Here is a 26,209-nt window from a genome sequence, read left to right on the forward strand (position 1 = left end):
GTCTCTAAAATTATGCACTTTCAGTTACTAATTCGTCTTCTTTCGAACCTACAAAACGAACGATAATCATCGATGCAAACGTTGGGATAACCCAAGCCATGCTATGCTCAAACATTGGTAACATAGAGAATACTGACATATCCGCACCCGCGACCTTTGCTGCATCTAATATCGCAAAACACGTCGCAACTAAAATAACAACTCGGTATGCAAGACGAGGATTAGGCATAAATTTGCGAGTAAATGCTAACGCAACTAATGCAATTGCTACTGGGTAAAGTAAAAATAACACAGGAACAGACAGTGTAATCAATTGACTTAATCCTACATTAGCAACTACTGCACACGCAACACCAACGATAATAACCCACGCCTTATATGTCACTTTACAAATTGAACTGAAATAATCTGCACAAGCTGAAATCAGACCAATCGCTGTTGTTAAACAAGCAATCAATACGATAATAGACAATACGATTTGACCAGAAGAGCCAAACAATGCATGAGTGTAAGCCGTTAAGATAGCTCCACCATTGCCAGCACCCGCAGCGACAGTACTTGACGTCGCGCCTAAGTAAAATAGTGAAATATAAACAAATGCCAAGCCTGATGCAGCAATTAAACCAGCAATAGTTAAATACTTAGTTGTTGCTTTATGTTCTGTAATCCCTTTATTCTTCAATGCATCAATAATCAAAATACCAAACATTAAGGCACCAAACGTATCCATGGTGTTATAGCCCTCAAAGAAACCTGTAGTTAAAGGGCTATCAATGTACTTTCCTGTCGCAGCAACAATATCCCCTTGTGGGTTAATAAATACGGCAATAGCAAGAACGATTAATCCAATAAATAACGCTGGCGTTAAGAACTTACCAATCGTATCGATTAGCTTACCTTGAGACCATGCAAAAAACATTGCGATTGAAAAGAATGCGATTGAAAATAGAGTTAGAGAAAGCTGACCCGCATCCGCTCCAAGAAAAGGTTTTGCCGCCATTTCATAAGCAACTAATCCTGTACGTGGCGCCGCAAAAGCAGGACCAATAATGACGAACATTAATATTGCCATTATCATCGCGACTTTAGGTGGTAAGTCACGAGTAAGGTGATGCCAAGAGCCACCAGATACACCTATTGCTATGATAGTTAGCAATGGTAAGCCAACAGCTGTAATTAAAAAGCCACCCATAGCACTATAGACGTGCTCACCTGCCATTTGACCTGCAATTGGTGGAAATATGATATTACCTGCGCCTAGGAAAAAGGCAAAAAGCATAAAGCCAACAGCAATGATATCAGTGAGTTTTAATGATTGTTTCATAAGAAACCCTTGTATAATGTTGTGTGTATTAAATGTTGTGTTTTATATCTTTTTCGATACTTATGTCAGAATAATGAACAAATTATCAATAATTCGCAATAGGCTAGGTAAAAACACCATAATACGATTGCAGAAAGGTTAACAAGCAGTGCTATCCTCTATTTGAGCGCCAAAAAAAAGAGTCATTCACGGTATTTAAAAGATTCAACAAAATATACAAAATAGAGCATCACACCAGTTAACATAAAATAAACAACATTAACAACTATAATCATATTGGGTTAGTTATGAATAAAGGTTTCACTTTCAAACAATTTCACGTCGATATAGGGCGATGCGGTATGCCAGTAAGCACTGATGGTGTTTTATTGGGAGCATGGGCAAACATCAAAAATAGTTTAACCATATTAGATATTGGCTGTGGGACTGGATTATTAAGCTTAATGTGCGCTCAGCGAGAACCATTGAGTCAAATTGATGCAGTTGAGTTAATGCCAACCGCAGCTGAAATAGCACAAACTAATTTTAGTAATAGCCTATGGAGTCAAAGAATAGAATTATTTCATCAAAATATTCTCTCTTACCGCCCTGAAAAAAAATACGATTCTATCGTTTGTAATCCACCTTATTTTAATAATGGAGAGCAATCAAAAAAAGGAGAGCGCTCAACTGCTCGCCATACGGATACCTTACCATTTACAGATCTATTAACTCAGTGCAAAAAATTACTCTCCTTACGAGGTCGTGCAAGTTTCATTCTTCCACTCGTTGAGGGTGAACAATTTATTGAAATCGCTAAAAGTTGCAATTTTATGCTAACTAAACTAACAAAAATAAAAACGACTGAAAAAAAATCCGTTTCTCGCTTATTAATAGAACTTTCTGTTTTTCCTTATGATTATCAAGAGAATACATTAATAATTCATAATCAAGATGGCTACAGTGATGCCTTTATTAACCTAACAAAATGTTTTTATCTCAATATGGATTAAAAGATCGGTGATCCATCTCTAATAAATCACTATAATGCCTGGCTAACATCATATTTATACTCTTTAGACCTGAACGGAGAATCCAACAGTGATCAAAACGTTTGCTGATCTCGATCTATCCCCTAACCTACTGCGCGCTCTTGAGGAGATTGGTTATCAACGTCCAACTCAAGTTCAGGCTATGGCTATTCCTGAAGCATTAGAAGGAAAAGATATCCTTGCTTCTGCTCCAACTGGTACTGGTAAATCTGCGGCTTTTTTATTGCCTGCTTTACAGCATCTTGACGATTTCCCACGTCGTGATCCGGGTCCTGCGCGCGTATTGATCCTGACGCCAACACGTGAACTTGCAATACAAGTAGCTGATGAAGCTCGTGAATTAGCAAAATATACTCACCATAAAGTATTTACCATTACTGGTGGTATCAGCTATCAAGAGCATGCTGATATTCTTGCAAGAACTCAAGATATCGTAGTAGCAACACCTGGACGTTTAATGGAATACATCGAAGCTGAGCGCTTTGACTGTCGTGCTATTGAAACGCTAATCCTTGATGAAGCAGACCGTATGCTAGACATGGGCTTTGGCCCTGTTGTTGACCGTCTTTCAAAAGAATGTCGCTGGCGTAAGCAAACCTTTTTATTCTCTGCAACATTAGAAGGTCGTGGTGTTGAAGGCTTTACAGCTGATCTATTAAATGAACCAGCAACAATAAATGCAGAACCATCACGTCGTGAGCGTAAGAAGATCACTCAGTGGTATCACCGTGCCGATAATATGCCTCATAAAATTGAGCTATTAAAAAGCATCTTAACTCAACAAGCTGAGCGCTCAATTGTCTTTGTTAAAACGCGCGAGCGTCTTGCTGAACTTCGTGGCCATTTAGAAACCGCGAAGATTTCATGTGCATGGTTACAAGGTGATATGCCACAAGAAAGCCGTAATAATGCTATCGCTCGTTTCCGTGACGGCAAAGTTAACGTACTTATTGCAACAGACGTTGCTGCTCGTGGTATCGATTTGCCAAACGTAAGCCATGTTATTAACTTCGACATGCCACGCACTGCTGACGTATACCTACACCGTATTGGCCGAACTGCCCGTGCTGGTAATAAAGGCAGCGCTGTTTCTTTAATCGAAGCACACGATCAACCAATGATGGAACGTGTTGGCCGTTACGTTAAAGAAGAAGATGAGATCATTAAAGAACGCTTTATTGAAGGGTTAAAGCCAACTCATAAAAAACCTGTTTTTAAAAATAAACAGAAAAAGAACGCGAAGAAAAAAGCGGCTTTAGCGAAGAAACTTGCGCCGAAGAAAAAAAAGAAAAAGTAATTTCTGTATGCTTCGCTAGCTAGAACGCTACTCTTTAGAAACGATAAAAGCAGCCTGTATTACAGGCTGCTTTTTTATTAGAAGTCACTTAGGAACTAGGGACAAAAACGCTTCGCTTCGAGTAAAAGCCAAAGCTAAAGACTCGTCCCTACATTCTCGCCTCTAGTCCCTATTACAGACATAAAAAAACCCGCTATTAGCGGGTTTTTATTAACTCAATTCGAGCTGTCTATAATACAAATTATAGTACGTCGATTGCGTTAAGGTCAGCAAATGCTTTCTCAAGACGAGTAACCATTGAAGCTTGACCAGCACGTAGCCATACGCGTGGATCGTAGTACTTCTTGTTTGGCGCAGATTCGCCAGTTGGGTTACCGATTTGACCTTGTAGGAAATCACGGTTTTCAGCTTCGTATGCACGAACGCCATCCCATGAAGCCCACTGAGTATCAGTATCGATGTTCATTTTGATAACACCGTAACCGATTGACTCTTGGATTTCTGCTTCAGAAGAACCAGAACCACCGTGGAATACGAAGTTAAGTGCGTTAGGTGCGATACCAAACTTCTCAGCACAGTAAGCTTGAGAGTCACGTAGGATAGTTGGAGTAAGAACAACGTTACCTGCTTGGTAAACACCGTGTACGTTACCGAAAGATGCAGCGATAGTGAAACGTGGGCTGATAGCGTTTAGTTTCTCGTATGCGTATGCAACATCTTCAGGAGAAGTATAAAGCTCAGACGCGTCCATGTGAGAGTTATCAACGCCGTCTTCTTCACCACCAGTACAACCTAGTTCGATTTCTAGAGTCATGCCCATCTTAGCCATACGCTCAAGGTATTTGCCAGAGATTTCGATGTTTTCTTCTAGAGACTCTTCAGAAAGGTCGATCATGTGAGAAGAGAATAGAGGCTTACCAGTTTCAGCGAAGAACTCTTCACCAGCGTCTAGTAGACCGTCGATCCATGGAAGAAGTTTCTTAGCAGCGTGGTCAGTATGAAGAATAACTGGAACACCGTAAGATGCAGCTACAGCATGAACGTATTTTGCACCAGCTACAGCACCAAGGATTTGTGCACCTTGACCTTCAAGTTTAACGCCTTTACCAGCGAAGAAACCAGCACCGCCGTTAGAGAACTGAACAACAACTGGAGCTTTAACTTTAGACGCAGCTTCAAGAACACCATTGATTGTGTCTGTGTTTACTACGTTTACCGCAGGAAGAGCAAATTTGTTTGCTTTTGCTACTTCAAATACTTTCTGTACGTCGTCGCCAGAAATTACACCAGGTTTTACAAAATCGAAGATCTTAGACATGGAAATAGTCCTATTTATTCTATCGTTTTAAAATTAAAAAACTTACGTTCAAATTTTTGCAAACGTTTGCTCACAACTTTTCTTATTGTATCAATAAACATTGTCATCAACAAACGCAAAAAGCGGGAATGTTTAGATTCCCGCTCTTAAATAATTATGCTTTAGCGCGCTCTTCAAGCATTGCTACTGCAGGAAGTACTTTACCTTCAACGAACTCAAGGAATGCACCACCACCAGTAGAAATGTAAGAAACGTCAGCTTTGATACCGAACTTATCGATAGCTGCTAGCGTATCACCACCACCTGCTACAGAGAAACCTTCAGAATCAGCGATTGCTTTAGAAATACCTGCAGTACCTGCTTCAAAGTTTTTGAATTCAAATACGCCAACTGGACCATTCCAAAGAATTGTTTTTGCGTTACTGATGATTTCAGCAAGAGCAGCTGTTGAATCTGGACCAAGGTCGAAGATCATGTCGTCGTCTTGAACTTCAGAAACGTGTTTGATTTCAGCTTCAGCGTTTTCATCAAATGCTTTTGCACATGCAACGTCAGTAGCAACAGGAATTGCACACTCTTTCATTAGCTTTTGAGCAGTCTCAACTAGGTCGGCTTCGTATAAAGACTTACCTACGTTGTGGCCTTCAGCAGCGATGAACGTGTTCGCGATACCACCACCAACAACAAGTTGGTCAGCGATTTTAGATAGAGACTCAAGAACAGTCAGCTTAGTAGATACTTTAGAACCGCCAACGATAGCAACAAGTGGACGAGCAGGCTTGTCCATTGCTTTACCTAGTGCTTCAAGTTCAGCAGCTAAAAGAGGACCAGCACACGCTACTGGAGCGTTCATGCCAACACCGTGAGTTGATGCTTGAGCACGGTGAGCAGTACCAAATGCGTCCATCACGAAAATATCACATAATGCTGCGTACTTCTTAGAAAGCTCTTCTTCGTTCTTTTTCTCGCCTTTGTTAAAGCGAACGTTTTCAAGAACAACTAGCTCACCAGCATTTAATTCAAGACCATCTAGGTAATCTTTAGCTAGTTTAACGTCACAATCTAGTGCGTCATTTAAGTAGTTAACTACAGGAGCTAGAGAGAACTCTTCGTTGTATTCGCCTTCCGTTGGACGACCTAGGTGAGAAGTAACCATTACTTTAGCGCCAGCTTCCAAGCAAAGCTTGATAGTTGGTAGAGATGCAAGGATACGAGCATCAGAAGTTACTTTACCATCTTTAACTGGTACGTTTAGGTCAGCACGGATAAATACGCGTTTACCTGCAAGTTCCAGGTCAGTCATCTTGATTACAGACATTTTTTGTCCTCTCAATTAAATAATAAAAAGTTTTCAAGCTCGGCATCATTGCCAAACCGATTAAATTCTTACTGCATTATTCAGTAAATAGGGATGGAGTTCACTTTTTTCAAGGTGATAATTAATCTTTTTTCTCTTTCCATCACAAATAGTTTGAATGACGCTTTTATTTTCTCATTACTAATGCGGTATCTAACATTCGATTTGCGAATCCCCATTCGTTATCACACCAAACCAGCATTTTAACTAAGTGGCCATTACTCACTCTTGTTTGTGAACCATCGACAATCGCACTGTGGGGGTCATGATTAAAATCGATAGAAACAAGCGGCGCTTCAGTATAGTCAACAATGTTATGTAATGTACACCGAGATGCGTTCACAATGGTTTGATTTATGTCATTAACTTTCACATTTGTATTAATTGTTACACTTAAATCCATCGCTGTGACGTTTACCGTAGGCACCCTCACGGAAATAGCTTCAAATTTGTTGGAAAATTTCGGGAAAATTCGTTCAATACCTTTATGCAATTTAGTATCGACAGGAATAATAGATTGGCTAGCTGCGCGAGTTCGACGTAAATCAGGATGATAAGCATCAATTACTTGTTGGTCATTCATGGATGAGTGAATGGTTGTAATCGTTCCAGAATCAATCCCAAACGCATCATCAATGGCTTTAATAATAGGAATAATACAATTAGTCGTACATGAGCCATTGGAAACAATTCTATGCTCTGGCAATAAAGTGTCATGATTAACACCATAAATGATGGTGTTATCTAAATCTGTGCTGCCAGGGTGTGAAAACAGTACCTTCTTAGCTCCCGCTTCAATATGTTTTTCACCATCCGCTTTTGAACCATAAATACCAGTGCAATCTAATACTAAATCAACATCTAATGAATGCCACGGCAAAAGTGTAATGTCGGCTTGATGCAGGATCCGTACTTTATCTTGAGTGCCATTAGGTAAATCAATATAAAAATATTCTTGATCATGAGTGACTTTATGCTGAAAGCGCCCGTGGGTAGAGTCATACTGAAGAAGGTGTGCCATTCCCTCAGGTTGCGATAATTCATTCACCGCAACCACTTCAATTTGATCTCTTTTCCCGCTTTCATATAAAGCACGAAGAATACTGCGACCAATTCGGCCAAATCCATTTATCGCCACTCTTAACATAATTCTATTCACTCAGATTTATTTGCTATCTATTGTACTCTTTTCGCTTTTTTCTTAAAGGATCAAAAAAGCGAAGCTACCTTTCGATAACTTCGCTCTCAATCTTATTTATGGCTTATTGCTAAATTAAGCTAATGCTTTTATTTAATTAAGCTAAAAGCTCTTTTGCTGTATTTACTACGTTTTCAGTAGTAAAACCGAACATTTTAAATAGCTCGTCTGCAGGTGCAGATTCACCAAACGTTGTCATACCGATGATCTTTCCACCGAAACCAACGTACTTGTACCAGAAATCAGCAATACCAGCTTCAACAGCAATACGCTTAGTTACTGATGATGGTAAAACCGCTTCACGGTACGCTTCATCTTGCTTATCAAATGCATCTGTAGATGGCATTGAAACAACACGTACAGCTTTACCGTCTGCAGACAATTGAGCCGCTGCTTCAACCGCTAGCTCCACTTCAGAACCTGTCGCAATAAGGATTAGCTCTGGTTGGCCTTCACAATCTTTTAGGATGTAACCACCCTTCGCGATATTAGCTACTTGCTCTGCGTTACGATCTTGTTGTGCAAGATTTTGACGAGAGAAAATAAGTGCAGAAGGGCCATCTTTACGTTCAATTGCTAGCTTCCAAGAAACAGCAGATTCAACTTGGTCACATGGACGCCATGTGCTCATGTTTGGTGTTAGACGTAGAGAAGCAATCTGCTCAACAGGTTGGTGAGTCGGGCCATCTTCGCCAAGACCGATAGAATCGTGCGTATATACTTGGATATTCTGAACTTTCATCAAAGCAGCCATACGCATTGCATTACGCGCGTATTCCATGAACATTAGGAAAGTTGCGCCGTATGGTACGAAACCACCGTGTAGAGCAATACCGTTCATGATAGCTGTCATAGCAAACTCACGTACACCGTAGTGAATGTAGTTACCAGAGAAATCTTCAGCCGTTAGAGATTTAGAACCAGACCACATGGTCAAGTTAGATGGTGCAAGGTCAGCAGAGCCGCCCATGAATTCAGGTAGCATAGCTCCAAACGCTTCTAATGCATTTTGAGAGGCTTTACGTGATGCGATGTTTGCAGGGTTCGCTTGAAGATCAGCAATGATTGCATTTGCTTTCTCTTCCCATTCAGCAGGTAAACCACCATTTACACGACGCTTATATTCCGCTGCTAGTTCAGGGTGTGCGGCAGCGTATGCATCAAATTTTGCATTCCAAGATGCTTCTTTTGCAATACCTGCTTCTTTTGCATCCCACTCGCCATATACGTCAGCAGGGATTTCAAATGCACCATGCTTCCAACCAAGTTTTGCTTTAGTTGCAGCTATTTCATCAGCACCTAGTGGAGCACCGTGACAATCGTGTGTACCTTCTTTATTTGGAGAACCAAAACCAATAATAGTTTTAGTACAAATCAAAGTAGGGCGAGGATCTGCTTTTGCCGCGATGATTGCTGCATTAATTGCATCAGCATCGTGGCCATCAACCGCAGGAATTACATGCCAACCGTACGCTTCAAAACGTTTAGGTGTATCGTCAGAGAACCAACCTTCAACTTCACCATCAATAGAGATACCGTTGTCATCCCAGAAAGCAACCAACTTACCAAGACCTAATGTACCCGCTAAAGAACATGCTTCGTGAGAGATACCTTCCATTAGACAGCCATCGCCCATGAACACGTATGTATTATGGTCAACGATATCGTGACCTTCACGGTTAAATTGTGCAGCTAATGCTTTTTCAGCCATCGCCATACCAACACCGTTAGTGATACCTTGGCCTAATGGACCTGTTGTTGTTTCGATGCCAGGAGCATAGCCGTACTCAGGGTGACCTGGAGTTTTAGAATGCAGTTGACGGAAGTTCTTTAAGTCTTCGATAGACAGGTCGTAACCTGAAAGATGAAGCAGAGAATAAATCAGCATTGAGCCGTGGCCATTCGAAAGAATGAAACGGTCGCGATCAGCCCACTCTGGGTTTTGTGGGTTATGATTTAGGTGGCTACGCCATAATACTTCAGCGATGTCTGCCATACCCATAGGTGCGCCTGGGTGACCAGAGTTTGCTTGTTGAACACCATCCATACTTAAAGCGCGGATTGCATTTGCTAGATGTTTACGTGAAGACATGCCTGCTCCTGAAAATTCGAAGGACTATATGTTTATTGAGCTCATTAACTCTTGATTAGTTACCCATAAATATGGATTAACTTAAATTTGCAGCGCCGTATTGTCGCAAAGCCTTATAACGACTGCAAACGTTTACTTAGGAAATAAAGCGCTTTTTTTCACGATTTAGACAGAAAACCTTATTTCTATGGATAATTATCACAATTAAACGCAAACGATTGGTTATGTCTTATATTCATATCATTCATTGAAATGGGTTGTAATTAATCAATTTTTCTCTATTATGGCCGTCTAGATGGAAGAACACCTACACTGTTAAACGTATAGACTTATATATACTGTGGGTATTTTCTTAAAATTTATTACCTATAGAAGTGGAGCTCATCATGGCTAAGCACCTATTTACCTCTGAGTCAGTATCAGAAGGTCATCCAGATAAAATTGCAGACCAAATTTCAGATGCCGTACTTGATGCGATCTTAGAACAAGATCCAAAAGCACGTGTTGCTTGTGAAACGTACGTAAAAACTGGCATGGTTATGGTCGGTGGTGAAGTCACCACTTCTGCATGGGTTGATATCGAAGAAATCACTCGTGAAACCGTTCGTGAAATTGGTTACGTACATTCAGACATGGGTTTTGATGCTAATTCTTGTGCAGTACTAAACACAATTGGTAAGCAGTCACCAGACATCAACCAAGGTGTTGATAAAGCCGATCCTAAAGATCAAGGTGCTGGTGACCAAGGTATCATGTTTGGTTACGCAACAAACGAAACACCAATTTTAATGCCTGCACCAATTACTTACTCTCACCTACTTGTTAAAAAGCAAGCTGAAGTACGAAAGAGTGGCAAACTGGATTTCTTACGTCCAGATGCAAAATCTCAAGTAACTTTCCAATACGACCAAGGTAAAATTGTTGGCATCGATGCTGTAGTTCTTTCAACTCAGCATTGTGATTCAGTAACCACTCCAGATCTTCGTGAAGCAGTAATGGAAGAGATAATTAAGCCAGTACTTCCTCAAGAATGGTTAAATAAAGAAACTAAGTTCTTTATTAACCCAACAGGTCGTTTTGTTATCGGTGGCCCAATGGGTGACTGTGGCCTGACAGGTCGTAAAATCATCGTTGATACTTATGGCGGCGCAGCTCGTCACGGTGGCGGTGCATTCTCTGGTAAAGATCCATCAAAAGTTGACCGTTCAGCAGCATATGCTGCGCGTTACGTAGCGAAAAACATTGTTGCTGCAGGCATGGCTGATCGTTGTGAAATCCAACTTTCATACGCTATCGGTGTTGCTGATCCAACATCAATCATGGTTGAAACGTTTGGTACAGAAAAAGTATCTCACGACATCATCATTGAAGCGGTTCGTCAACACTTCGACCTACGCCCATACGGTCTACAAGAAATGCTTAACCTTCTTCAGCCAATCTACAAGAAGACAGCAGCTTACGGTCATTTCGGTCGTGAAGAGTTTCCATGGGAAGCAACTGACAAAGCTGACATCCTGCGTGACTTCGCAGGCATTAAGTAAATTATTACTTAAATCTGTTTTAAAAAGGAAGCTTCGGCTTCCTTTTTTACTTTCAGGCCCCATATACTCTTTATAGCTTAAAGCATCACCTTTACAGCAACACTCAAAAATAAAGAGATTCAATGACTCCACTTCAACAAGCATCTATTGCTAAAGCTCAACAATGCATTCAACGAGCCTCAAGTTTTTTTAAACGTCCTTTTTCTTTACCTGAAATTAATTTTACTCAACGTGGAAAAATTGCGGGAACCGCTCGTCTTCAAGGCTGGGAAATACGCATCAACCCTATCCTATTAGAAGAAAATCAACACACTTTTATTAATGAAGTAATTCCTCATGAAATCGCACATTTAATCGTATTCAAATTATATGGCCGAGTTCGACCTCACGGTAAGGAGTGGCAGAGCGTAATGAATCAAGTATTCAATTTACCAGCTAGAACCACCCACAGTTTTAATGTTGAATCAGTCAAAGGAAAAACATTTACCTATCGTTGTAAGTGCACACAACACGAACTCACAGTACGTCGTCACAACCGAGCTCAACGTGAAGAAACTCAATACCTTTGTAAATCATGCCAGTCACCACTAAAACTCTCTAAACACCAAGCTTCATAGGCATAAAATCCCAAAATAAACCGATTTATCATTCTGTTTATCAAATTATCTATAATGCGAATTAACAATAAGCTACTCTTACTGCATTAATACAATAATCAGTAGAGCCTCTTATGAGATTAATTCGCTTAGCTATTGCAGCCTTTATTTTTTCTATCACTTTTCATGCTTTTGCCGCTCCTCCTTCTTCTTTTTCAAAAGCAAAAAAAGAAGCGGTCAAGATTTACCTTGATTACCCAACTTCATTTTATTGTGGGTGCGACATTACTTGGAAAAATAAAAAGAAAGGTATTCCAGATCTAGAAAGCTGTGGTTATCAAGTTCGTAAACAAGAAAAACGAGCCAGTCGTATTGAATGGGAGCACGTAGTCCCTGCCTGGCAATTTGGACACCAGCGCCAATGCTGGCAAAATGGTGGGCGAAAAAACTGCACTAGGAACGATAAACAATTCAAATCAATGGAAGCAGATTTACATAATTTAGTTCCTGCAGTGGGTGAAGTAAATGGAGACCGTTCTAATTTCCGTTTTTCACAATGGAATGATAATAAAGGCGCTTATTATGGGCAATGTGCTTTTAAGGTCGATTTCAAAAACAGAGTGGCAGAACCACCAGTACAGTCAAGAGGTGCAATTGCACGTACTTATTTATACATGAATAATGAGTACCATTTTAATTTATCCAAAGCCCAACGCCAGCTAATGGAAGCATGGAACAAGCAATACCCTGTATCTACATGGGAGTGCGAACGAGATAAGCGCATTGCTAAGATCCAAGGCAACCATAACCAATTTGTCTACAAAGCATGCACGAAATAAATTAGACAGAGCTAGAGGTTGAAAAAGCACATTTTAACCTCCATCCTTAAACATAAGATAGTTAAAGAAAAGTAGACTATGAGAATACCAAGAATCCATCATCCAGAACTGCTTCCTTCACAAGGTAAAGTAAACTTAAGTGATGATGCCGCCAATCATGTTGGCCGTGTAATGCGAATGAAAGAAGGTGAAGCTGTATTACTGTTTGATGGCAGCGGTGCTGAGTTTCCTGCAGTGATTATTTCCGCATCAAAGAAAAGCGTAGAAATTGAAATCAGTGAACGCGTTGAACGCAGCAGTGAATCACCATTAAATTTACATTTAGGCCAAGTGGTTTCTCGTGGTGATAAAATGGAATTCACCATTCAAAAATCGGTGGAGTTAGGTGTAAATATTATTACTCCTTTGATTTCAGAACGTTGTGGTGTCAAATTAAATAAAGAACGCTTTGAAAAGAAACTCGACCAATGGCAAAAAATTGCGATTGCAGCCTGCGAGCAATCTGGGCGCAATATTGTTCCTGAAATACGTCCTATTATGTCATTAGAAGAGTGGTGTGCTGAAGAGTATGAAGGTTTAAAACTAAACCTGCACCCAAGAGCAAAATACTCTATCAATACACTACCAGAACCAGTCACTAATGTTCGCTTGTTAATTGGACCAGAAGGCGGATTATCGTCAGATGAAATTAACATGACTGAGCAATATAAATTTGAAGAGACGCTGCTTGGTCCTCGAGTATTAAGAACCGAGACTGCAGCCCTTACTGCTATAACAGCCCTACAAGTTCGTTTTGGCGATCTTGGCTAACTGGAGAAAAAAAATGATCAAACTCGGTATCGTAATGGATCCAATTTCATCCATTAACATCAAGAAAGACTCTAGCTTTGCCATGATGCTTGAAGCTCAAAAACGTGGCTGGGAAATCCATTACATGGAAATGGCAGATCTACATCTAGATCAAGGTAAAGCAGTCGCTGATACCAAAGTGGTTGAACTAAAAGAAGACCCAACAAATTGGTATGAGTTCAAATCAGAACAAACTATTGACCTAGCTGATCTTGATGCTGTATTGATGCGTAAAGATCCACCATTTGATACCGAATACATCTACGCAACGTACATTCTTGAGCGTGCTGAAATTCAAGGTGCTTTAATTGTAAATAAACCGCAAAGCCTACGTGATTGTAACGAAAAGCTGTTTACTGCTTGGTTCCCAGAACTAACACCAACAACACTAGTTACCCGTAAAGCTGAAAAGATTAAAGCATTCCGTGAAGAACATGGCGACATTATCCTTAAACCACTTGATGGCATGGGTGGTGCATCTATCTTCCGTGTAAAAGCCGGCGATCCAAACGTATCGGTTATCATTGAAACGTTGACTAACCACGAACAAAACTACTGCATGGCACAAACCTTTGTTCCAGATATCAGCAATGGTGATAAACGTATTCTAGTGGTTGATGGCGAACCAATGCCTTATTGCTTAGCTCGTATTCCAGCAAAAGGTGAAACGCGCGGTAACTTAGCTGCAGGTGGTACTGGTGAAGCTCGCCCACTAAGTGAAACCGATTGGGCAATTGCTAACGCCGTTGCACCAACATTGAAAGAAAAAGGCTTAATTTTTGTTGGACTTGATGTTATTGGTGACAAACTGACTGAAATTAACGTAACTAGCCCGACTTGTATTAAAGAAATTGAAGCGGCGTTCGATATTTCAATCACAGGTAAACTAATGGATGCAATTGAGCGCCGAATTAACGCTTAATACTTCCAAGTAATATGAAGGGAGCTTAGCTCCCTTCAATGGAACTGAATAATTTAGGAGGCTATGTGGATTTAAAGAATCATTTTTTAGTCGCAATGCCTAGTATGAAAGATCCTTTCTTTCAGCGAAGTGTTATCTATATTTGTGAACATGATTCAGAAGGAACCATGGGGTTACGCATTAATGAAACGATTCCTATTTCATTAAAAGGTATGCTGGAACAAATTGAACTAGATAACCCCTCTCCAATTATATTTCCAAAAACCTTAACTCAACCAGTACTTAATGGCGGCCCAGTTTCTGACGATCGTGGTTTTGTTCTTCATTCAGAAAAAGACGCTTACACTTCGAGTATACGAGTAACTAACGAGCTTTATGTCACGACATCAAAAGATATTTTAGCGACATTAGGTACAGAATCTCAACCTCGTAAGTATTTGGTTGCTCTTGGTTATTCTGGATGGGATGCGGGTCAGTTAGAAAAGGAGTTGTCAGAAAACACATGGCTTATCCTAGAAGCAGATCCTTCCGTTATCTTTGATACTCCTATTCATGATCGTTGGAGAAAAGCGATTGGGATATTAGGTATCAATCCAGCAAATTTATCCAGCGAGGTTGGACACGCATGAGTTCACGTACCATCATGGCATTTGATTTTGGCACCAAAAGTATTGGCTCAGCCATAGGCCAAGAAATTACAGGTACAGCAAGCCCATTAAAAGCGTTTAAAGCACAAGATGGCACCCCTAATTGGGACGATATCGAAAAGCAAATTAAAGAATGGCAACCCGATTTAATCGTTGTTGGCCTGCCAACCGATCTACACGGCAAAGAGCTAGAAACGATTACACCGAAAGCAAAGAAATTTGCTAACCGTTTACATGGCCGTTTTGGTAATCAAGTTGAATTACACGATGAACGTCTATCAACAGCTGAAGCTCGCGCTGATTTATTTGAGTTCGGTGGTTATAAAGCATTATCGAAAGGCAATATTGACTGTCAATCAGCGGTGGTTATTTTAGAAAGTTGGTTTGAGAGTCAGTGGAGCTAAAATCTAAAAGCAGATGCAACAAGTTGCTTGAGACGCTTCGCTAAAAGACGGCTTCGCCTTGAGAGTTAATAATGTGAACTCTTAAACGAAGCGTCTCTTAGGACAAAGTCCGCCCCTAGAAAATTTATTTTCGTCTGCTCTAATCTAACGATATCGACACATTATCAAACTTCGACGTCGTAAATGAATCACCACGCTTCGTCTTCAGCATCAACCTCAAGTCATTCGCAGAATCTGCACTGTGCAATGCCTCATCTTCCGAAATCTTATTTGCCACCACTAGATCAAATAAACACTGATCAAACGTCTGCATGCCTGATTCTCGCGATTTTGTCATGGTAGCTTTTAATTCATGCAACTCACCTCTACGGATCAAATCCGAAATCCGAGGAGTATTTAACAGCACCTCATAAACGCCATGACGCCCGTGACCATTTATATCAGGAACCAATTGTTGAGCAATGATCCCTTTTAAGTTCATAGAAAGGTCAAATAAGAACTGCTCTTTCTGATCTTTCGGTACTAAGTGGAGAATTCGCTCTAACGCTTGGTTGGCATTATTAGCATGGAGCGTTGCCATACAAAGGTGCCCCGTCTCCGCAAAGGTCATGGCGTACTCCATCGTCTCTCGACTGCGGATTTCACCAATTAAAATCATGTCAGGAGCCTGTCGCAAAGAGTTCTTTAACGCGACTTCATAGCTTTCGGTATCTAAGCCAACTTCACGCTGAGTAACGATGCATTTGTGGTGAGGGTGAACAAATTCAATCGGATCTTCAACTGTTAATATATGACCGGATTTATTATCATTACGATACCCTGTCATTGCTGCCATCGTTGTCGATTTACCAGAGCCTGTTGCGCCAACAACCAGAACTAAGCCACGCTTAGCTATCGCTAGCTCTTTCATCACTTCAGGTAAATGTAATGACTCCATGGATGGAATTTTAGTTTCAATACGACGGATAACCACTCCTGGTTGCTCACGCTGCCAAAATGCACTCACGCGAAAGCGTCCACTTTCTTTTACAATGGCAAAGTTAGCTTCTAATGTTTGATTAAATTCAGTCTGGCGATCTTCATCCATCATCTCCGCTAATAATGCAGAAACAGATTCATTGGTCTGCTTGTGACCAATCGCTCTAAGCTCACCATGAATTCGCAATAAACATGGAGCATCAACAGTTAAGTAAACATCCGATGCTTTTTGTTTTACCATTTGATGTAGTAATTCATCTAACATCATCATTAAAAGCCCATGCTTGTTATTTCAACTTTCTTTGCGACTTCATCAGGATCAACTAAGCCCTGAGCAATAATTTTCTTCGCATTTTGCTCCATCGTCTGCATCCCAAAAGAAGATCCAGTTTGAATGATAGAGTACATTTGAGCGACTTTATCTTCTCGAATTAAATTTCGGATAGCTGGCGTTGCTATCATGATTTCATGGCACGCGACACGACCACCACCCGTACGTTTTAATAAGGTTTGAGCAACAACAGCTCTTAATGATTCCGACAGCATAGAACGAACCATAGATTTATCACTACCAGGGAATACATCTATAATACGGTCAATGGTTTTTGCTGCTGAGCTAGTATGCAAAGTGCCAAACACTAAGTGACCGGTTTCTGCGGCGGTTAATGCTAGACTGATGGTTTCTTTATCTCGAAGCTCACCCACTAAAATAACATCAGGATCTTCACGTAATGCTGAGCGTAGTGCCGCTTTAAAGCTATGAGTGTCACGATGTACTTCACGTTGGTTAATCAAACATTTTTTATTTTTATGTACGAACTCAATCGGATCCTCAATCGTTAATACATGCTTATTATGATTCTCATTAATGTAATCCACCATAGCAGCAAGCGTGGTGGATTTACCTGACCCTGTAGGCCCAGTGATTAACACTAAACCTTTTTGATAGTTAGAAATGGTTGTGAAAATTTCAGGAGCAGAAAGTCGCTCTAATGATGGGATCTCTACCGGAATAGTTCTAAATACCGCAGCACAGCCTCTCGATTGATTAAATGCATTCACACGAAAACGCCCAACATTAGGCAGTTCAAATGAAAAATCGACTTCTAACTTCTCTTCAAACTCACTGCGCTGAGCATCATTCATAATGTCAGTCACTAAACGATGAACCTCTGCGTGTGTAAAATCAGGTAATGTCAGTTTACGCACTTCACCATCAACACGTACCATAGGAGGAACTCCTGCAGATAGGTGTAGATCTGATGCGTTTTGTTTTACACTAAAGTCCAGTAGTTCTGTGATGTCCATAATTTTCCTCGGTAATCGTTTCTATGACTAGTATTAAGCAAAATATCCACCAAATCACTCTTCAGATAGAGAATAGCATTCAAAAATGTGGTCGACGCCCAAATTCAGTGCAATTGCTAGCGGTAAGCAAAACCAAACCTATCGAGTTGCTCGAACAAGCGATAGAAATTGGTCAGCGTGCTTTTGGTGAAAACTACGTTCAAGAAGGCATTGAAAAGGTTCAATACTTTCAAAAAAACCATTCCGATACATCATTAGAATGGCATTTTATTGGCCCAATCCAATCTAACAAAACTCGTCCGATAGCGGAACATTTTGATTGGGTTCACTCTGTTGAACGTCTTAAAATTGCACAACGCTTAAATGAGCAACGTCCAAAAGAGCATGGCGAACTAAATGTACTTATTCAGGTCAATATTAGTTCAGAAGAGAGTAAATCTGGGACGACAAGCAACGAAGTAATGGAACTTGCAGCAGCGATTAATGATATGCCAAATTTAACGTTGCGTGGACTAATGTCGATTCCTGCTAACGAGTCTAATTACGATGAACAACTGGCTGCATTTACACAACTTGCTTCCATTCAAAACCAATTACGCGCACAATATCCTCAAGCGGATACCCTATCAATGGGAATGAGTGGCGATATGGATGCTGCTATCGAAGCTGGCTCAACAATGGTTCGAATTGGCACCGCTATTTTTGGTGCTAGAGACTATAAAAATAAAGAATAACCTCAACTCGAATGATACCAATCTCAATTATAGCGATAGGTATAAAGTAAGGAATACAAATGGAACATCGCAATATTGCTTTTATTGGCGCAGGTAACATGACTCGCTCTATTATCGCCGGTCTAATTAGCAGTGGTTACCCAAAAGGAAAAATTACAGCAACAAATCCAAGCACAGAGAAGCTTGAACATTTAGAACAATGTTACGGCATTAATACCTCGACCAATAACATGACTGCGGCTGAAAATGCAGATGTTATCGTCCTTGCGGTAAAACCACAAATGATGGCAACCGCGGCTGAGCCACTACAAACGATCGATTACTCGACTAAGTTAGTGATCTCTATTGCTGCTGGTATTTCTGCAAAACGTTTAAACGAAATGTTTGCCACAACATTAAACCTAGTTCGAGTCATGCCAAATACTCCTGCATTAGTGGGCAAAGGCATGAGTGGTCTGTTTGCAGTAGAACATACCTCAGAACAAGACAAAATCTATGCTGGTAACTTACTTTCAGCAGTCGGTGAAATCTGTTGGGTTGAGAAAGAATCAGGCATTAATTCTGTTATTGCGGCAGCAGGAAGCGCTCCAGCGTATTTCTTCTTATTTATGGAAGCGATGCAAACAGAAGCAATTAAACAAGGTTTTGATGAAGAAACAGCTCGCCTATTAGTACAACAAGCTGCTCTTGGTGCTGCTGAAATGGTAGTAGCAAACCCTGAAACAGAACTATCAACACTGCGTGAGCAAGTCACTTCAAAAGGTGGCACTACCGCAGAAGCACTACGCACGTTTAATGAACACAACCTGCAAGATATTGTCGCTAAAGCAATGCAAGCCGCAGTCTCTCGTGCAGAAGAGATGGAATCGTTATTTTAAGATAACCTTCTCTACTCAATTACTCTATTTACAAAACCAATGATTTTTAAGGTTAATAAACTATGAATGCAATGAGCTTTTTAATCTCGACCGTTTTTGATTTATACATCATGGTCGTGATCCTACGTATTTGGTTACAAGTCGCACGTGCCGATTTTTATAATCCATTTTCTCAATTTATCGTAAAGGCAACTCAACCCGTCGTTTCTCCTTTACGTCGTATTATTCCATCAATTGGCAGCCTAGACCTAGCAACCGTGTTATTTGCTTATGTGCTATGTGTCGTTAAATTTGTTGCATTACAAGTTGTCGTTGCAGGTGGTATTAATTTTGGCCCAGAATTCTTATTCATTGGTTTAATCGCACTAGCTAAAGCCGCTGGTGGTTTACTATTTTGGATTTTATTAGTACGTGCAATCCTAAGTTGGGTTAGCCAAGGTAGTAGCCCAATTGAGTATGTTATGCACCAATTAACAGAACCAATGCTTGCTCCTATTCGTAAAATATTACCTCAAATGGGCGGATTAGACTTAAGTGTATTAGTGCTGTTTATCGTACTTCAATTTGCTAACTTCTTAATGGGCGACTTAATTGGTCCAGTTTGGTATAGCTTGTAACCCTATTATGCCAATTAAATACGATAACGATGATTTGATCTTAAAACTTTACCTTCAACCAAAGGCCAGTAGAGATCAAATCGTTGGTATACATGGCGAAGAACTTAAAATAGCGATAACAGCACCTCCTGTTGATGGGAAAGCGAACGCGCATTTAATCAAATACTTCTCCAAATTATTTAAAGTTGCTAAAGGAAAAATTACGGTCGAGAAAGGAGAGCTAAATCGTCACAAACAAGTTCGAATTCATTCTCCGGAGATTATTCCAGAAGCAATTAAGCAGCTGTTACCATCAAAAGAATACTAGTGCCGAGTTAACCCTCGGCTTTTTTATATGGAAATCTTTTTATATGAGGATCGTTATGAAAAAAATAACCTTACTTTTGTCCCTGTTCCTTTTTAGCCTACCCACTTTTGCGGGACAATTTGTACAAATAAAAAATGTAGAGGTGCATTACTCTGCATTTAATTCCACCTTTCTAACTCCCAAAGTAGCCCGCGCTTATCAATTAAAACGCTCTGGTTACAACGCGCTAATTAATATCAGTGTGCTAGATACCTCTCAAGCAGGTAAGCCTGCTATTGCTGCAAAAATTACAGGGACCGCTAAAAATTTACTCGGCCAAACAAAAACGTTAACCTTCCGTGAAATTAAAGAGCAAAACGCAATTTACTACATTGCAGAACTACCAATTACTAACGAAGAAACCTTTCGCTTTGATATCGATGTATCTGCCGATACCAAGGGTGCTGGCAAATTAAAATTCAATCAAAAGTTTTACGTAGAAGAATAAGAGAATCATTATGAGCAAAATCGTACTAGCAACAGGCAACCAAGGTAAGGTTCGTGAAATGGCAGATGTGCTGTCTGACTTTGGATTTGATGTGGTTGCACAAAGTGAATTCAACGTATCTGATGTAGCAGAAACTGGCACAACCTTTATTGAAAATGCCATTATTAAAGCGCGTCACGCAGCGAAAGAAACAGGCCTACCTGCCATTGCTGATGACTCAGGTTTAGAAGTTGATGCATTAAATGGCGCACCAGGCGTTTACTCTGCTCGTTATTCAGGTGAAGGCGCAACAGATCAAAAGAACATCGATAAAATGCTTGCAGCAATGGAAGGTGTTCCTACCGAAAAACGCACAGCGCGCTTCCATTGTGTTTTAGTACTAATGAAGCACGAGAACGATCCTACGCCATTAATTTGCCATGGTTCATGGGAAGGTCATATCACCACAGAACAACAAGGCGAAAATGGCTTTGGCTATGATCCTATCTTCTGGGTAAGTGAAGATAACTGTTCTTCAGCAGAGCTTGAACCTGCTCGTAAAAAACAATTGTCTCACCGTGGTCAAGCGCTGAAAAAACTGTTCGCTGCATTAAAAGAAGGTCAATAATTGATGCTAGTCCCACCACCACTTAGCTTATACATTCATATTCCATGGTGTATTCAAAAGTGCCCATATTGCGATTTCAACTCTCACGCATTGAAAACGACAATCCCTGAAGCACAATACATTTCAGCGTTAATTGACGATCTTGATACCGATCTTGCGCGTTATGATATGCAAAATGAATCACGTAAGCTGCACTCTATTTTTATTGGTGGTGGTACACCAAGCTTAATTACCGCTCCTGAGATTAAGCGTTTATTGACCGAAGTTGAAAAACGCTTACCCTTTGCTGATGACATTGAAATCACAATGGAAGCAAACCCTGGAACCGTAGAGGCTGGTCGATTCATTGAATATCGTGAAGCGGGCGTTAATCGCATCTCCATTGGTGTGCAAAGTTTTCAGCAAGAGAAGTTAGAAAAACTGGGACGTATTCACGGTAAAGATGAAGCCATTCGTGCAGCTCGTCTTGCGCATGAAGCCGGATTAAACAGCTTCAACCTTGATTTAATGCATGGCCTACCGAATCAAAGTATTGATGATGCGTTATCTGATTTAAAACAAGCGATTGACCTTAATCCGCCACATTTATCTTGGTATCAGCTGACGATTGAACCAAACACTGTATTTTATTATAAGCCTCCAACGTTGCCTGACGATGATGATTTATGGGATATTTTTGAACAAGGTCATCAAATTCTATCTGATGCCGGTTATGTACAATATGAAATATCGGGCTACAGTAAAGTCGGTTATCAATGTCGCCATAATTTGAATTACTGGCGCTTTGGCGACTATTTAGGGATTGGTTGTGGTGCTCATGGCAAGCTCAGTTTTGCTGATGGTCGCATTGTTCGAACCACTAAAATCAAGCACCCACGCGGCTTCCTGGATTTAATGAAACCTTACTTAATTGACGAACAAGAGGTTACGGATCACGACAGACCTTTTGAGTTCTTTATGAACCGTTTTCGTCTGTTAGAAACGTGTCCAAAACAAGATTTCATTGATAAAACTGGGTTAGGTTTTGAGTCAATTCAAGAAACGATAGATTGGGCCAAAGAGAAGAAATATCTAGATGAAACCGAGACGCACTGGCAGATCACTGAACACGGTAAGTTGTTTTTAAATGATTTATTAGAAGCGTTTGTGAGTGATGAGGATTAAAAGCAGGGTTCAGAACGCTTCGCTTAAAGGTTTCAGGAAAAGCAAAGAATCGAAACTCTAAATTAAACAGCCAGCAACCCCTCCTAACCTTCCCTTATATCAATGCTGACTACCAAATAACAGAGGTGAACAAGGGGAGGAACAGTATTGTGATCGTTGATATACCAACATCAAAGAAGGTTCTCCCCCTTTATCGACCAAGCATTGAGAACGGTTATGTTAATAGAAGGGGGAGTTAGGGTGGGTTGTTAGTGAAAAAATCGAATATTTCACTATTCTGCTTTCTCTTATACCCTACTCTTATCTTAAAATATCGAACGGCCAATACGCTCTGAAAGCAGCTCTAACGCTTTAGTTCCAGCTAACGAATTCCCTGATGGATCCAACTCTGGAGACCATACCGCTATCGTCATCTCACCAGGAACAATCGCGATAATGCCACCGCCAACACCCGATTTACCTGGCATACCAACACGATACGCAAACTCACCAGCACCATCATATAGACCACAAGTCGCCATCAATGCATTAATTTGTTTACTCTGCATTGGCGTTACGATGAACTCATTTGTCTCTGGTTGAATACCTTTATTGGCTAAATAGCCAAATGTTCTTGCCAAATCAACACAGCTCATATTTAGCGCACAAGCGTGAAAGTAATTCTTTAATACTGGCATCACTTCATTATCGAAGTTACCAAATGAACGCATCAAATAGGCAATCGATGCATTTCGATCACTGTGATCCATTTCTGAATTCGCTACCGCTCGATCATACATAATATGTTCATTACCTGAGAGCTTACGTACAAATTCTAATAGTCTGTGTTTAGGCGCAGAAAATCGACTGTAGAGCATATCTGAAATAACAATCGCACCAGCATTAATAAAAGGGTTACGTGGAACCCCCTGCTCCATTTCAAGCTGAATCAATGAGTTAAATGCCTGTCCTGAAGGCTCTTTTCCAACGCGTTGCCATAATTCTTCTGGCTGATATAACTCCATAGCAAGCGTTAAACTCAATGCCTTTGAGATTGATTGAATCGAAAAACACTCTTCTGCATCACCAGAGATAATGACTTCACCATCGTTGGTATATACGGCAATGCCTAATTTATCACTCGGAACACAAGCCAGTGCTGGAATATAGTCCGCTACTTTTCCTTGTCCAATAAGAGGACGCACTTCATTCAAAATATCATCTAATATTTGTTTTGTTGGCTTCATTATTTTTACTTCCTTTTGATAGCAAGGACAAAAAAGCCAACACAAAGGTTGGCTTTAGTACTTATTTAAATTGGCATAAGAGCCATGCAGCGCTTATCGTGCGCTGTCATACCATTTGAAAATAAACGGATTATGCGTTACGACGGAATTTAATATCCCATACGCCATGACCTAAACGGTGGCCACGTGCTTCAAATTTTGTTAACGGACGCTCATCAGGGCGAGGAATAAAATCGCCATCGGTAGCGATATTCTCATAACCTGGTGCAGCGTTCATTACTTCAATCATATGCTCTGAGTAATTTTCCCAGTCTGTTGCCATGTGGAAGATACCACCTTCAATCAGCTTAGGACGGATCATCTCAGCAAACTCAGCTTTAACGATACGACGCTTATGATGACGTGCTTTATGCCATGGGTCAGGGAAGAACAATTGTAATGTATTTACTGATGAATCAGGGATCATTGATTCAAATACTTCAACCGCATCATGACACATTACACGTAAGTTCGTTACGCCTGCTTCTTTTGCTGCTGCAAGACATGCGCCAACACCTGGACGGTGAACCTCAATGCCAAGGAAATTAAGCTCTGGTGCTTTTTGCGCCATCTCAACCAAAGATGCACCCATACCAAAACCGATTTCTAAAACGACAGGGTTGTTATTACCAAACACCTCGTTCCAGTCAAGCATTTGCTCAACAAAATCGATGCCCATGGTAGACCAGCACTCAGTAATAGCGCCTTCTTGGCCTTTCGTTAAACGTCCTTCGCGGCGTACAAAGCTACGAATTTTACGAACGATTTTACCTTCTTCGGTAAAGTCGTTTTTAGTCACTTCAGTCATGATTGGATAACCTGGTTATTCTCTGAACAAGGATTGTGGATCCGGCATTATCCAAAGTTTAGCCCAGTGTTCAAGTATTATCTTTGCTTTTCTCTATAAACAAGCTTAATTAAGGCAATTCTTTACCTGAACTAATAACCCTATTTTCTATCGGGTGTACAAAACCATCACAGTATGATGTGATCCATTCTTAATTATAAAAATGTAATCGAGCATGTCATGACTTCTTTCTCTCACGCCATTCTAGAGTGGTACGACAATTACGGCCGTAAGACCTTGCCTTGGCAATTAAATAAAACGCCTTATAAAGTATGGTTGTCAGAAATCATGCTACAGCAAACCCAAGTAACTACCGTTATCCCTTATTTCGAACGTTTCATGGCTCGCTTTCCAACCGTTGTTGATTTAGCGAACGCAGAGCAAGATGAAGTACTGCATTTATGGACCGGACTTGGTTACTACGCTCGAGCTCGAAATTTACGTAAAACAGCACAGATCATCGCTGAGCAATATAATGGTAAATTCCCTGAAACGATTGAAGAAGTTATTGCTCTTCCGGGAATTGGACGATCTACTGCAGGGGCAGTGTTATCATTATCATTAAAACAACGTCATCCAATTTTAGATGGCAATGTAAAACGCACTCTTTCCCGTTGCTTTGCCATTGAAGGTTGGTCAGGTAAAAAGTCCGTTGAAAATGCCATGTGGGAAGTAGCCGAAGAACATACCCCAGAGTTTGGGGTTGAACGCTATAACCAAGCCATGATGGACATGGGGGCAATGGTTTGTACTCGTTCTAAGCCTAAGTGTGAGATTTGCCCAGTGAATGATCTTTGCCAAGCCAAAGCGCAAGATCGCCAATTAGACTTCCCAACTAAAAAACCCAAAAAAGACAAGCCAACTAAAGAGGCATGGTTTGCTATCTACTATCACGATGGTGATGTATTACTAGAGCAACGACCTCAAACGGGAGTTTGGGGTGGCTTATACTGCTTTCCTGAACAATCAGAAAATACGTTAAATGATTTATCTGATCGTTATGGTATGGAAGTAAAATCAAGCCAGCAATTAATTGCTTTTCGTCATACCTTTAGCCATTACCACTTAGATATCACTCCTGTACTTATCACTCTGACCAAGAAACCGAATATGGTGATGGAAGGAACGCGTGGAGTTTGGTATAACTTATCTCAACCAATGACGGTAGGATTAGCAGCGCCAGTTCAAAAACTGCTGGATGCTTTACCGTTCGAAATTTCTAATGGAGAATAACCATGAGTCGCACTGTATTTTGCGTTCTTTTAAATAAAGAAGCCGATGGCCTAGATTTTCAACTTTACCCTGGTGAACTAGGTAAGCGTATTTTTGATAACATCTCCAAAGAAGCATGGGCTCAATGGCAGCATAAACAAACGATGCTGATCAATGAAAAGAAATTGAACATGATGGATCCTGAGCACCGTAAATTGCTAGAAACAGAAATGGAAGGTTTCTTGTTTGATGGTAAAGACGTTGTTATCGATGGCTACACACCACCAAGTGAATAAGTTATTGTAAATAAAGCAGTCTAATGGCTGCTTTATTTTTATTCTTTTTCAGTTAGAGGGCATTCTGCCGTTAACATTATTATCGAGTTCTTAT

27 protein-coding genes are annotated in these 26,209 nt (G+C 40.5%); 18 read left to right on the plus strand and 9 right to left on the minus strand.

The window, feature by feature from the left end; genetic code table 11:
- Nucleotides 1–10: 10 nt before the first annotated feature.
- The gene (gene brnQ, locus AC2IP4_RS11480; protein ID WP_375321773.1) at nucleotides 11–1,324 is read right to left on the minus strand and encodes a branched-chain amino acid transport system II carrier protein; all 1,314 of its coding nucleotides are present in this window, start codon (nucleotides 1,322–1,324) and stop codon (nucleotides 11–13) included.
- A gap of 287 nt (nucleotides 1,325–1,611) precedes the next feature.
- Between brnQ and AC2IP4_RS11485 the strand changes: the two genes are divergently transcribed.
- Both AC2IP4_RS11485 and srmB read left to right on the plus strand, forming a co-directional pair.
- The gene (locus tag AC2IP4_RS11485) at nucleotides 1,612–2,316 is read left to right on the plus strand and encodes a tRNA1(Val) (adenine(37)-N6)-methyltransferase (protein ID WP_486310287.1); all 705 of its coding nucleotides are present in this window, start codon (nucleotides 1,612–1,614) and stop codon (nucleotides 2,314–2,316) included.
- An 88-nt stretch (nucleotides 2,317–2,404) separates the two neighbouring features.
- Nucleotides 2,405–3,652, plus strand: a complete 1,248-nt coding sequence (gene srmB, locus AC2IP4_RS11490; protein WP_105054005.1) for an ATP-dependent RNA helicase SrmB — start codon at nucleotides 2,405–2,407, stop codon at nucleotides 3,650–3,652.
- 241 nt (nucleotides 3,653–3,893) lie between these two features.
- Here the strand turns inward: srmB and fbaA are convergent, their stop codons facing one another.
- The 4 genes from fbaA to tkt all read right to left on the minus strand — a co-directional run bounded on the left by fbaA (nucleotide 3,894) and on the right by tkt (nucleotide 9,617).
- Nucleotides 3,894–4,970 (minus strand): class II fructose-bisphosphate aldolase, encoded by a 1,077-nt coding sequence (gene fbaA, locus AC2IP4_RS11495; protein ID WP_375321770.1) that lies wholly within the window; start codon nucleotides 4,968–4,970, stop codon nucleotides 3,894–3,896.
- Between the two features lie 154 nt (nucleotides 4,971–5,124).
- A complete protein-coding gene (locus AC2IP4_RS11500; protein WP_105054003.1) occupies nucleotides 5,125–6,288 on the minus strand; it encodes a phosphoglycerate kinase in 1,164 nt (387 codons plus the stop codon).
- 166 nt (nucleotides 6,289–6,454) lie between these two features.
- Nucleotides 6,455–7,474, minus strand: coding sequence for an erythrose-4-phosphate dehydrogenase (epd, locus tag AC2IP4_RS11505; RefSeq protein ID WP_486310762.1), 1,020 nt, complete (start codon nucleotides 7,472–7,474; stop codon nucleotides 6,455–6,457).
- Between the two features lie 148 nt (nucleotides 7,475–7,622).
- Entirely contained in the window at nucleotides 7,623–9,617 is a 1,995-nt protein-coding gene (gene tkt, locus AC2IP4_RS11510; protein WP_375321769.1) for a transketolase, read from the minus strand.
- A gap of 386 nt (nucleotides 9,618–10,003) precedes the next feature.
- Between tkt and metK the strand changes: the two genes are divergently transcribed.
- The 7 genes from metK (at nucleotide 10,004) to ruvX (ending at nucleotide 15,415) form a co-directional block, all read left to right on the plus strand.
- Nucleotides 10,004–11,158 carry a methionine adenosyltransferase gene (gene metK, locus AC2IP4_RS11515; protein ID WP_105054000.1) on the plus strand — a complete coding sequence of 385 codons (1,155 nt, stop codon included), beginning with the start codon at nucleotides 10,004–10,006 and terminating at the stop codon, nucleotides 11,156–11,158.
- Between the two features lie 122 nt (nucleotides 11,159–11,280).
- A complete protein-coding gene (locus AC2IP4_RS11520; RefSeq protein WP_375321768.1) occupies nucleotides 11,281–11,775 on the plus strand; it encodes a SprT family zinc-dependent metalloprotease in 495 nt (164 codons plus the stop codon).
- A 113-nt stretch (nucleotides 11,776–11,888) separates the two neighbouring features.
- Nucleotides 11,889–12,593 carry an endonuclease gene (locus AC2IP4_RS11525; RefSeq protein ID WP_375321767.1) on the plus strand — a complete coding sequence of 235 codons (705 nt, stop codon included), beginning with the start codon at nucleotides 11,889–11,891 and terminating at the stop codon, nucleotides 12,591–12,593.
- 78 nt (nucleotides 12,594–12,671) lie between these two features.
- On the plus strand, nucleotides 12,672–13,403 hold the full coding sequence (gene rsmE, locus AC2IP4_RS11530; protein ID WP_375321766.1) for a 16S rRNA (uracil(1498)-N(3))-methyltransferase: 732 nt from the start codon (nucleotides 12,672–12,674) through the stop codon (nucleotides 13,401–13,403).
- A 13-nt stretch (nucleotides 13,404–13,416) separates the two neighbouring features.
- Entirely contained in the window at nucleotides 13,417–14,364 is a 948-nt protein-coding gene (gshB, locus tag AC2IP4_RS11535; RefSeq protein ID WP_061004609.1) for a glutathione synthase, read from the plus strand.
- Nucleotides 14,365–14,429: 65 nt separating this feature from the next.
- Nucleotides 14,430–14,993, plus strand: coding sequence for a YqgE/AlgH family protein (locus AC2IP4_RS11540; protein ID WP_060992745.1), 564 nt, complete (start codon nucleotides 14,430–14,432; stop codon nucleotides 14,991–14,993).
- Complete coding sequence (ruvX, locus tag AC2IP4_RS11545; RefSeq protein ID WP_060992489.1) at nucleotides 14,990–15,415, plus strand: Holliday junction resolvase RuvX; 426 nt, start codon at nucleotides 14,990–14,992, stop codon at nucleotides 15,413–15,415. The genes AC2IP4_RS11540 and ruvX overlap by 4 nt, the downstream gene beginning before the upstream one ends.
- Nucleotides 15,416–15,554: 139 nt before the next feature.
- Here the strand turns inward: ruvX and AC2IP4_RS11550 are convergent, their stop codons facing one another.
- Both AC2IP4_RS11550 and AC2IP4_RS11555 read right to left on the minus strand, forming a co-directional pair.
- Nucleotides 15,555–16,661 carry a PilT/PilU family type 4a pilus ATPase gene (locus AC2IP4_RS11550; RefSeq protein WP_375322844.1) on the minus strand — a complete coding sequence of 369 codons (1,107 nt, stop codon included), beginning with the start codon at nucleotides 16,659–16,661 and terminating at the stop codon, nucleotides 15,555–15,557.
- Nucleotides 16,662–16,663: 2 nt separating this feature from the next.
- Complete coding sequence (locus AC2IP4_RS11555; RefSeq protein WP_375321765.1) at nucleotides 16,664–17,701, minus strand: type IV pilus twitching motility protein PilT; 1,038 nt, start codon at nucleotides 17,699–17,701, stop codon at nucleotides 16,664–16,666.
- Between the two features lie 23 nt (nucleotides 17,702–17,724).
- On the opposite strand from AC2IP4_RS11555, the gene AC2IP4_RS11560 reads away from it, so the two are divergent.
- From AC2IP4_RS11560 to hemW, 7 genes are all read left to right on the plus strand, one after another.
- Nucleotides 17,725–18,435 (plus strand): YggS family pyridoxal phosphate-dependent enzyme, encoded by a 711-nt coding sequence (locus AC2IP4_RS11560; protein WP_375321764.1) that lies wholly within the window; start codon nucleotides 17,725–17,727, stop codon nucleotides 18,433–18,435.
- A gap of 59 nt (nucleotides 18,436–18,494) precedes the next feature.
- Nucleotides 18,495–19,313: a pyrroline-5-carboxylate reductase gene (proC, locus tag AC2IP4_RS11565; protein ID WP_375321763.1), complete on the plus strand. Its 819-nt coding sequence runs from the start codon at nucleotides 18,495–18,497 to the stop codon at nucleotides 19,311–19,313.
- 62 nt (nucleotides 19,314–19,375) lie between these two features.
- Nucleotides 19,376–19,930 carry a YggT family protein gene (locus tag AC2IP4_RS11570; protein WP_375321762.1) on the plus strand — a complete coding sequence of 185 codons (555 nt, stop codon included), beginning with the start codon at nucleotides 19,376–19,378 and terminating at the stop codon, nucleotides 19,928–19,930.
- A gap of 7 nt (nucleotides 19,931–19,937) precedes the next feature.
- On the plus strand, nucleotides 19,938–20,237 hold the full coding sequence (yggU, locus tag AC2IP4_RS11575) for a DUF167 family protein YggU (RefSeq protein WP_375321761.1): 300 nt from the start codon (nucleotides 19,938–19,940) through the stop codon (nucleotides 20,235–20,237).
- Between the two features lie 55 nt (nucleotides 20,238–20,292).
- Nucleotides 20,293–20,724 carry a DUF4426 domain-containing protein gene (locus AC2IP4_RS11580; RefSeq protein ID WP_486306991.1) on the plus strand — a complete coding sequence of 144 codons (432 nt, stop codon included), beginning with the start codon at nucleotides 20,293–20,295 and terminating at the stop codon, nucleotides 20,722–20,724.
- A 10-nt stretch (nucleotides 20,725–20,734) separates the two neighbouring features.
- Nucleotides 20,735–21,331 (plus strand): XTP/dITP diphosphatase, encoded by a 597-nt coding sequence (locus AC2IP4_RS11585; protein ID WP_486310288.1) that lies wholly within the window; start codon nucleotides 20,735–20,737, stop codon nucleotides 21,329–21,331.
- A 3-nt stretch (nucleotides 21,332–21,334) separates the two neighbouring features.
- Nucleotides 21,335–22,495 carry a radical SAM family heme chaperone HemW gene (hemW, locus tag AC2IP4_RS11590; RefSeq protein ID WP_486306990.1) on the plus strand — a complete coding sequence of 387 codons (1,161 nt, stop codon included), beginning with the start codon at nucleotides 21,335–21,337 and terminating at the stop codon, nucleotides 22,493–22,495.
- Nucleotides 22,496–22,800: 305 nt separating this feature from the next.
- On the opposite strand, the gene glsB is transcribed toward hemW, so the two are convergent.
- Together glsB and trmB are read right to left on the minus strand one after the other, a co-directional pair.
- On the minus strand, nucleotides 22,801–23,721 hold the full coding sequence (glsB, locus tag AC2IP4_RS11595; protein ID WP_130046899.1) for a glutaminase B: 921 nt from the start codon (nucleotides 23,719–23,721) through the stop codon (nucleotides 22,801–22,803).
- Nucleotides 23,722–23,851: 130 nt separating this feature from the next.
- On the minus strand, nucleotides 23,852–24,568 hold the full coding sequence (gene trmB, locus AC2IP4_RS11600; RefSeq protein WP_486306989.1) for a tRNA (guanosine(46)-N7)-methyltransferase TrmB: 717 nt from the start codon (nucleotides 24,566–24,568) through the stop codon (nucleotides 23,852–23,854).
- 219 nt (nucleotides 24,569–24,787) lie between these two features.
- On the opposite strand from trmB, the gene mutY reads away from it, so the two are divergent.
- Complete coding sequence (mutY, locus tag AC2IP4_RS11605; protein WP_486310289.1) at nucleotides 24,788–25,840, plus strand: A/G-specific adenine glycosylase; 1,053 nt, start codon at nucleotides 24,788–24,790, stop codon at nucleotides 25,838–25,840.
- Between the two features lie 2 nt (nucleotides 25,841–25,842).
- The gene (locus AC2IP4_RS11610; protein ID WP_130046902.1) at nucleotides 25,843–26,115 is read left to right on the plus strand and encodes an oxidative damage protection protein; all 273 of its coding nucleotides are present in this window, start codon (nucleotides 25,843–25,845) and stop codon (nucleotides 26,113–26,115) included.
- The last annotated feature ends 94 nt before the right edge of the window (nucleotides 26,116–26,209 follow it).

This window comes from Aliivibrio thorii (genome assembly GCF_057368585.1).

What these genes read in the sequence shown, in the direction of transcription:
- brnQ (WP_375321773.1), bottom strand. Translation starts at nt 1,324, where the DNA reads ATGAAACAATCATTAAAACTCACTGATATCATTGCTGTTGGCTTTATG.
- AC2IP4_RS11485 (WP_486310287.1), top strand. Translation starts at nt 1,612, where the DNA reads ATGAATAAAGGTTTCACTTTCAAACAATTTCACGTCGATATAGGGCGA.
- fbaA (WP_375321770.1), bottom strand. Translation starts at nt 4,970, where the DNA reads ATGTCTAAGATCTTCGATTTTGTAAAACCTGGTGTAATTTCTGGCGAC.
- AC2IP4_RS11500 (WP_105054003.1), bottom strand. Translation starts at nt 6,288, where the DNA reads ATGTCTGTAATCAAGATGACTGACCTGGAACTTGCAGGTAAACGCGTA.
- epd (WP_486310762.1), bottom strand. Translation starts at nt 7,474, where the DNA reads ATGTTAAGAGTGGCGATAAATGGATTTGGCCGAATTGGTCGCAGTATT.
- tkt (WP_375321769.1), bottom strand. Translation starts at nt 9,617, where the DNA reads ATGTCTTCACGTAAACATCTAGCAAATGCAATCCGCGCTTTAAGTATG.
- metK (WP_105054000.1), top strand. Translation starts at nt 10,004, where the DNA reads ATGGCTAAGCACCTATTTACCTCTGAGTCAGTATCAGAAGGTCATCCA.
- AC2IP4_RS11520 (WP_375321768.1), top strand. Translation starts at nt 11,281, where the DNA reads ATGACTCCACTTCAACAAGCATCTATTGCTAAAGCTCAACAATGCATT.
- AC2IP4_RS11525 (WP_375321767.1), top strand. Translation starts at nt 11,889, where the DNA reads ATGAGATTAATTCGCTTAGCTATTGCAGCCTTTATTTTTTCTATCACT.
- rsmE (WP_375321766.1), top strand. Translation starts at nt 12,672, where the DNA reads ATGAGAATACCAAGAATCCATCATCCAGAACTGCTTCCTTCACAAGGT.
- gshB (WP_061004609.1), top strand. Translation starts at nt 13,417, where the DNA reads ATGATCAAACTCGGTATCGTAATGGATCCAATTTCATCCATTAACATC.
- ruvX (WP_060992489.1), top strand. Translation starts at nt 14,990, where the DNA reads ATGAGTTCACGTACCATCATGGCATTTGATTTTGGCACCAAAAGTATT.
- AC2IP4_RS11550 (WP_375322844.1), bottom strand. Translation starts at nt 16,661, where the DNA reads ATGATGTTAGATGAATTACTACATCAAATGGTAAAACAAAAAGCATCG.
- AC2IP4_RS11555 (WP_375321765.1), bottom strand. Translation starts at nt 17,701, where the DNA reads ATGGACATCACAGAACTACTGGACTTTAGTGTAAAACAAAACGCATCA.
- AC2IP4_RS11560 (WP_375321764.1), top strand. Translation starts at nt 17,725, where the DNA reads ATGACTAGTATTAAGCAAAATATCCACCAAATCACTCTTCAGATAGAG.
- proC (WP_375321763.1), top strand. Translation starts at nt 18,495, where the DNA reads ATGGAACATCGCAATATTGCTTTTATTGGCGCAGGTAACATGACTCGC.
- AC2IP4_RS11570 (WP_375321762.1), top strand. Translation starts at nt 19,376, where the DNA reads ATGAATGCAATGAGCTTTTTAATCTCGACCGTTTTTGATTTATACATC.
- yggU (WP_375321761.1), top strand. Translation starts at nt 19,938, where the DNA reads ATGCCAATTAAATACGATAACGATGATTTGATCTTAAAACTTTACCTT.
- AC2IP4_RS11580 (WP_486306991.1), top strand. Translation starts at nt 20,293, where the DNA reads ATGAAAAAAATAACCTTACTTTTGTCCCTGTTCCTTTTTAGCCTACCC.
- AC2IP4_RS11585 (WP_486310288.1), top strand. Translation starts at nt 20,735, where the DNA reads ATGAGCAAAATCGTACTAGCAACAGGCAACCAAGGTAAGGTTCGTGAA.
- hemW (WP_486306990.1), top strand. Translation starts at nt 21,335, where the DNA reads ATGCTAGTCCCACCACCACTTAGCTTATACATTCATATTCCATGGTGT.
- glsB (WP_130046899.1), bottom strand. Translation starts at nt 23,721, where the DNA reads ATGAAGCCAACAAAACAAATATTAGATGATATTTTGAATGAAGTGCGT.
- trmB (WP_486306989.1), bottom strand. Translation starts at nt 24,568, where the DNA reads ATGACTGAAGTGACTAAAAACGACTTTACCGAAGAAGGTAAAATCGTT.
- mutY (WP_486310289.1), top strand. Translation starts at nt 24,788, where the DNA reads ATGACTTCTTTCTCTCACGCCATTCTAGAGTGGTACGACAATTACGGC.
- AC2IP4_RS11610 (WP_130046902.1), top strand. Translation starts at nt 25,843, where the DNA reads ATGAGTCGCACTGTATTTTGCGTTCTTTTAAATAAAGAAGCCGATGGC.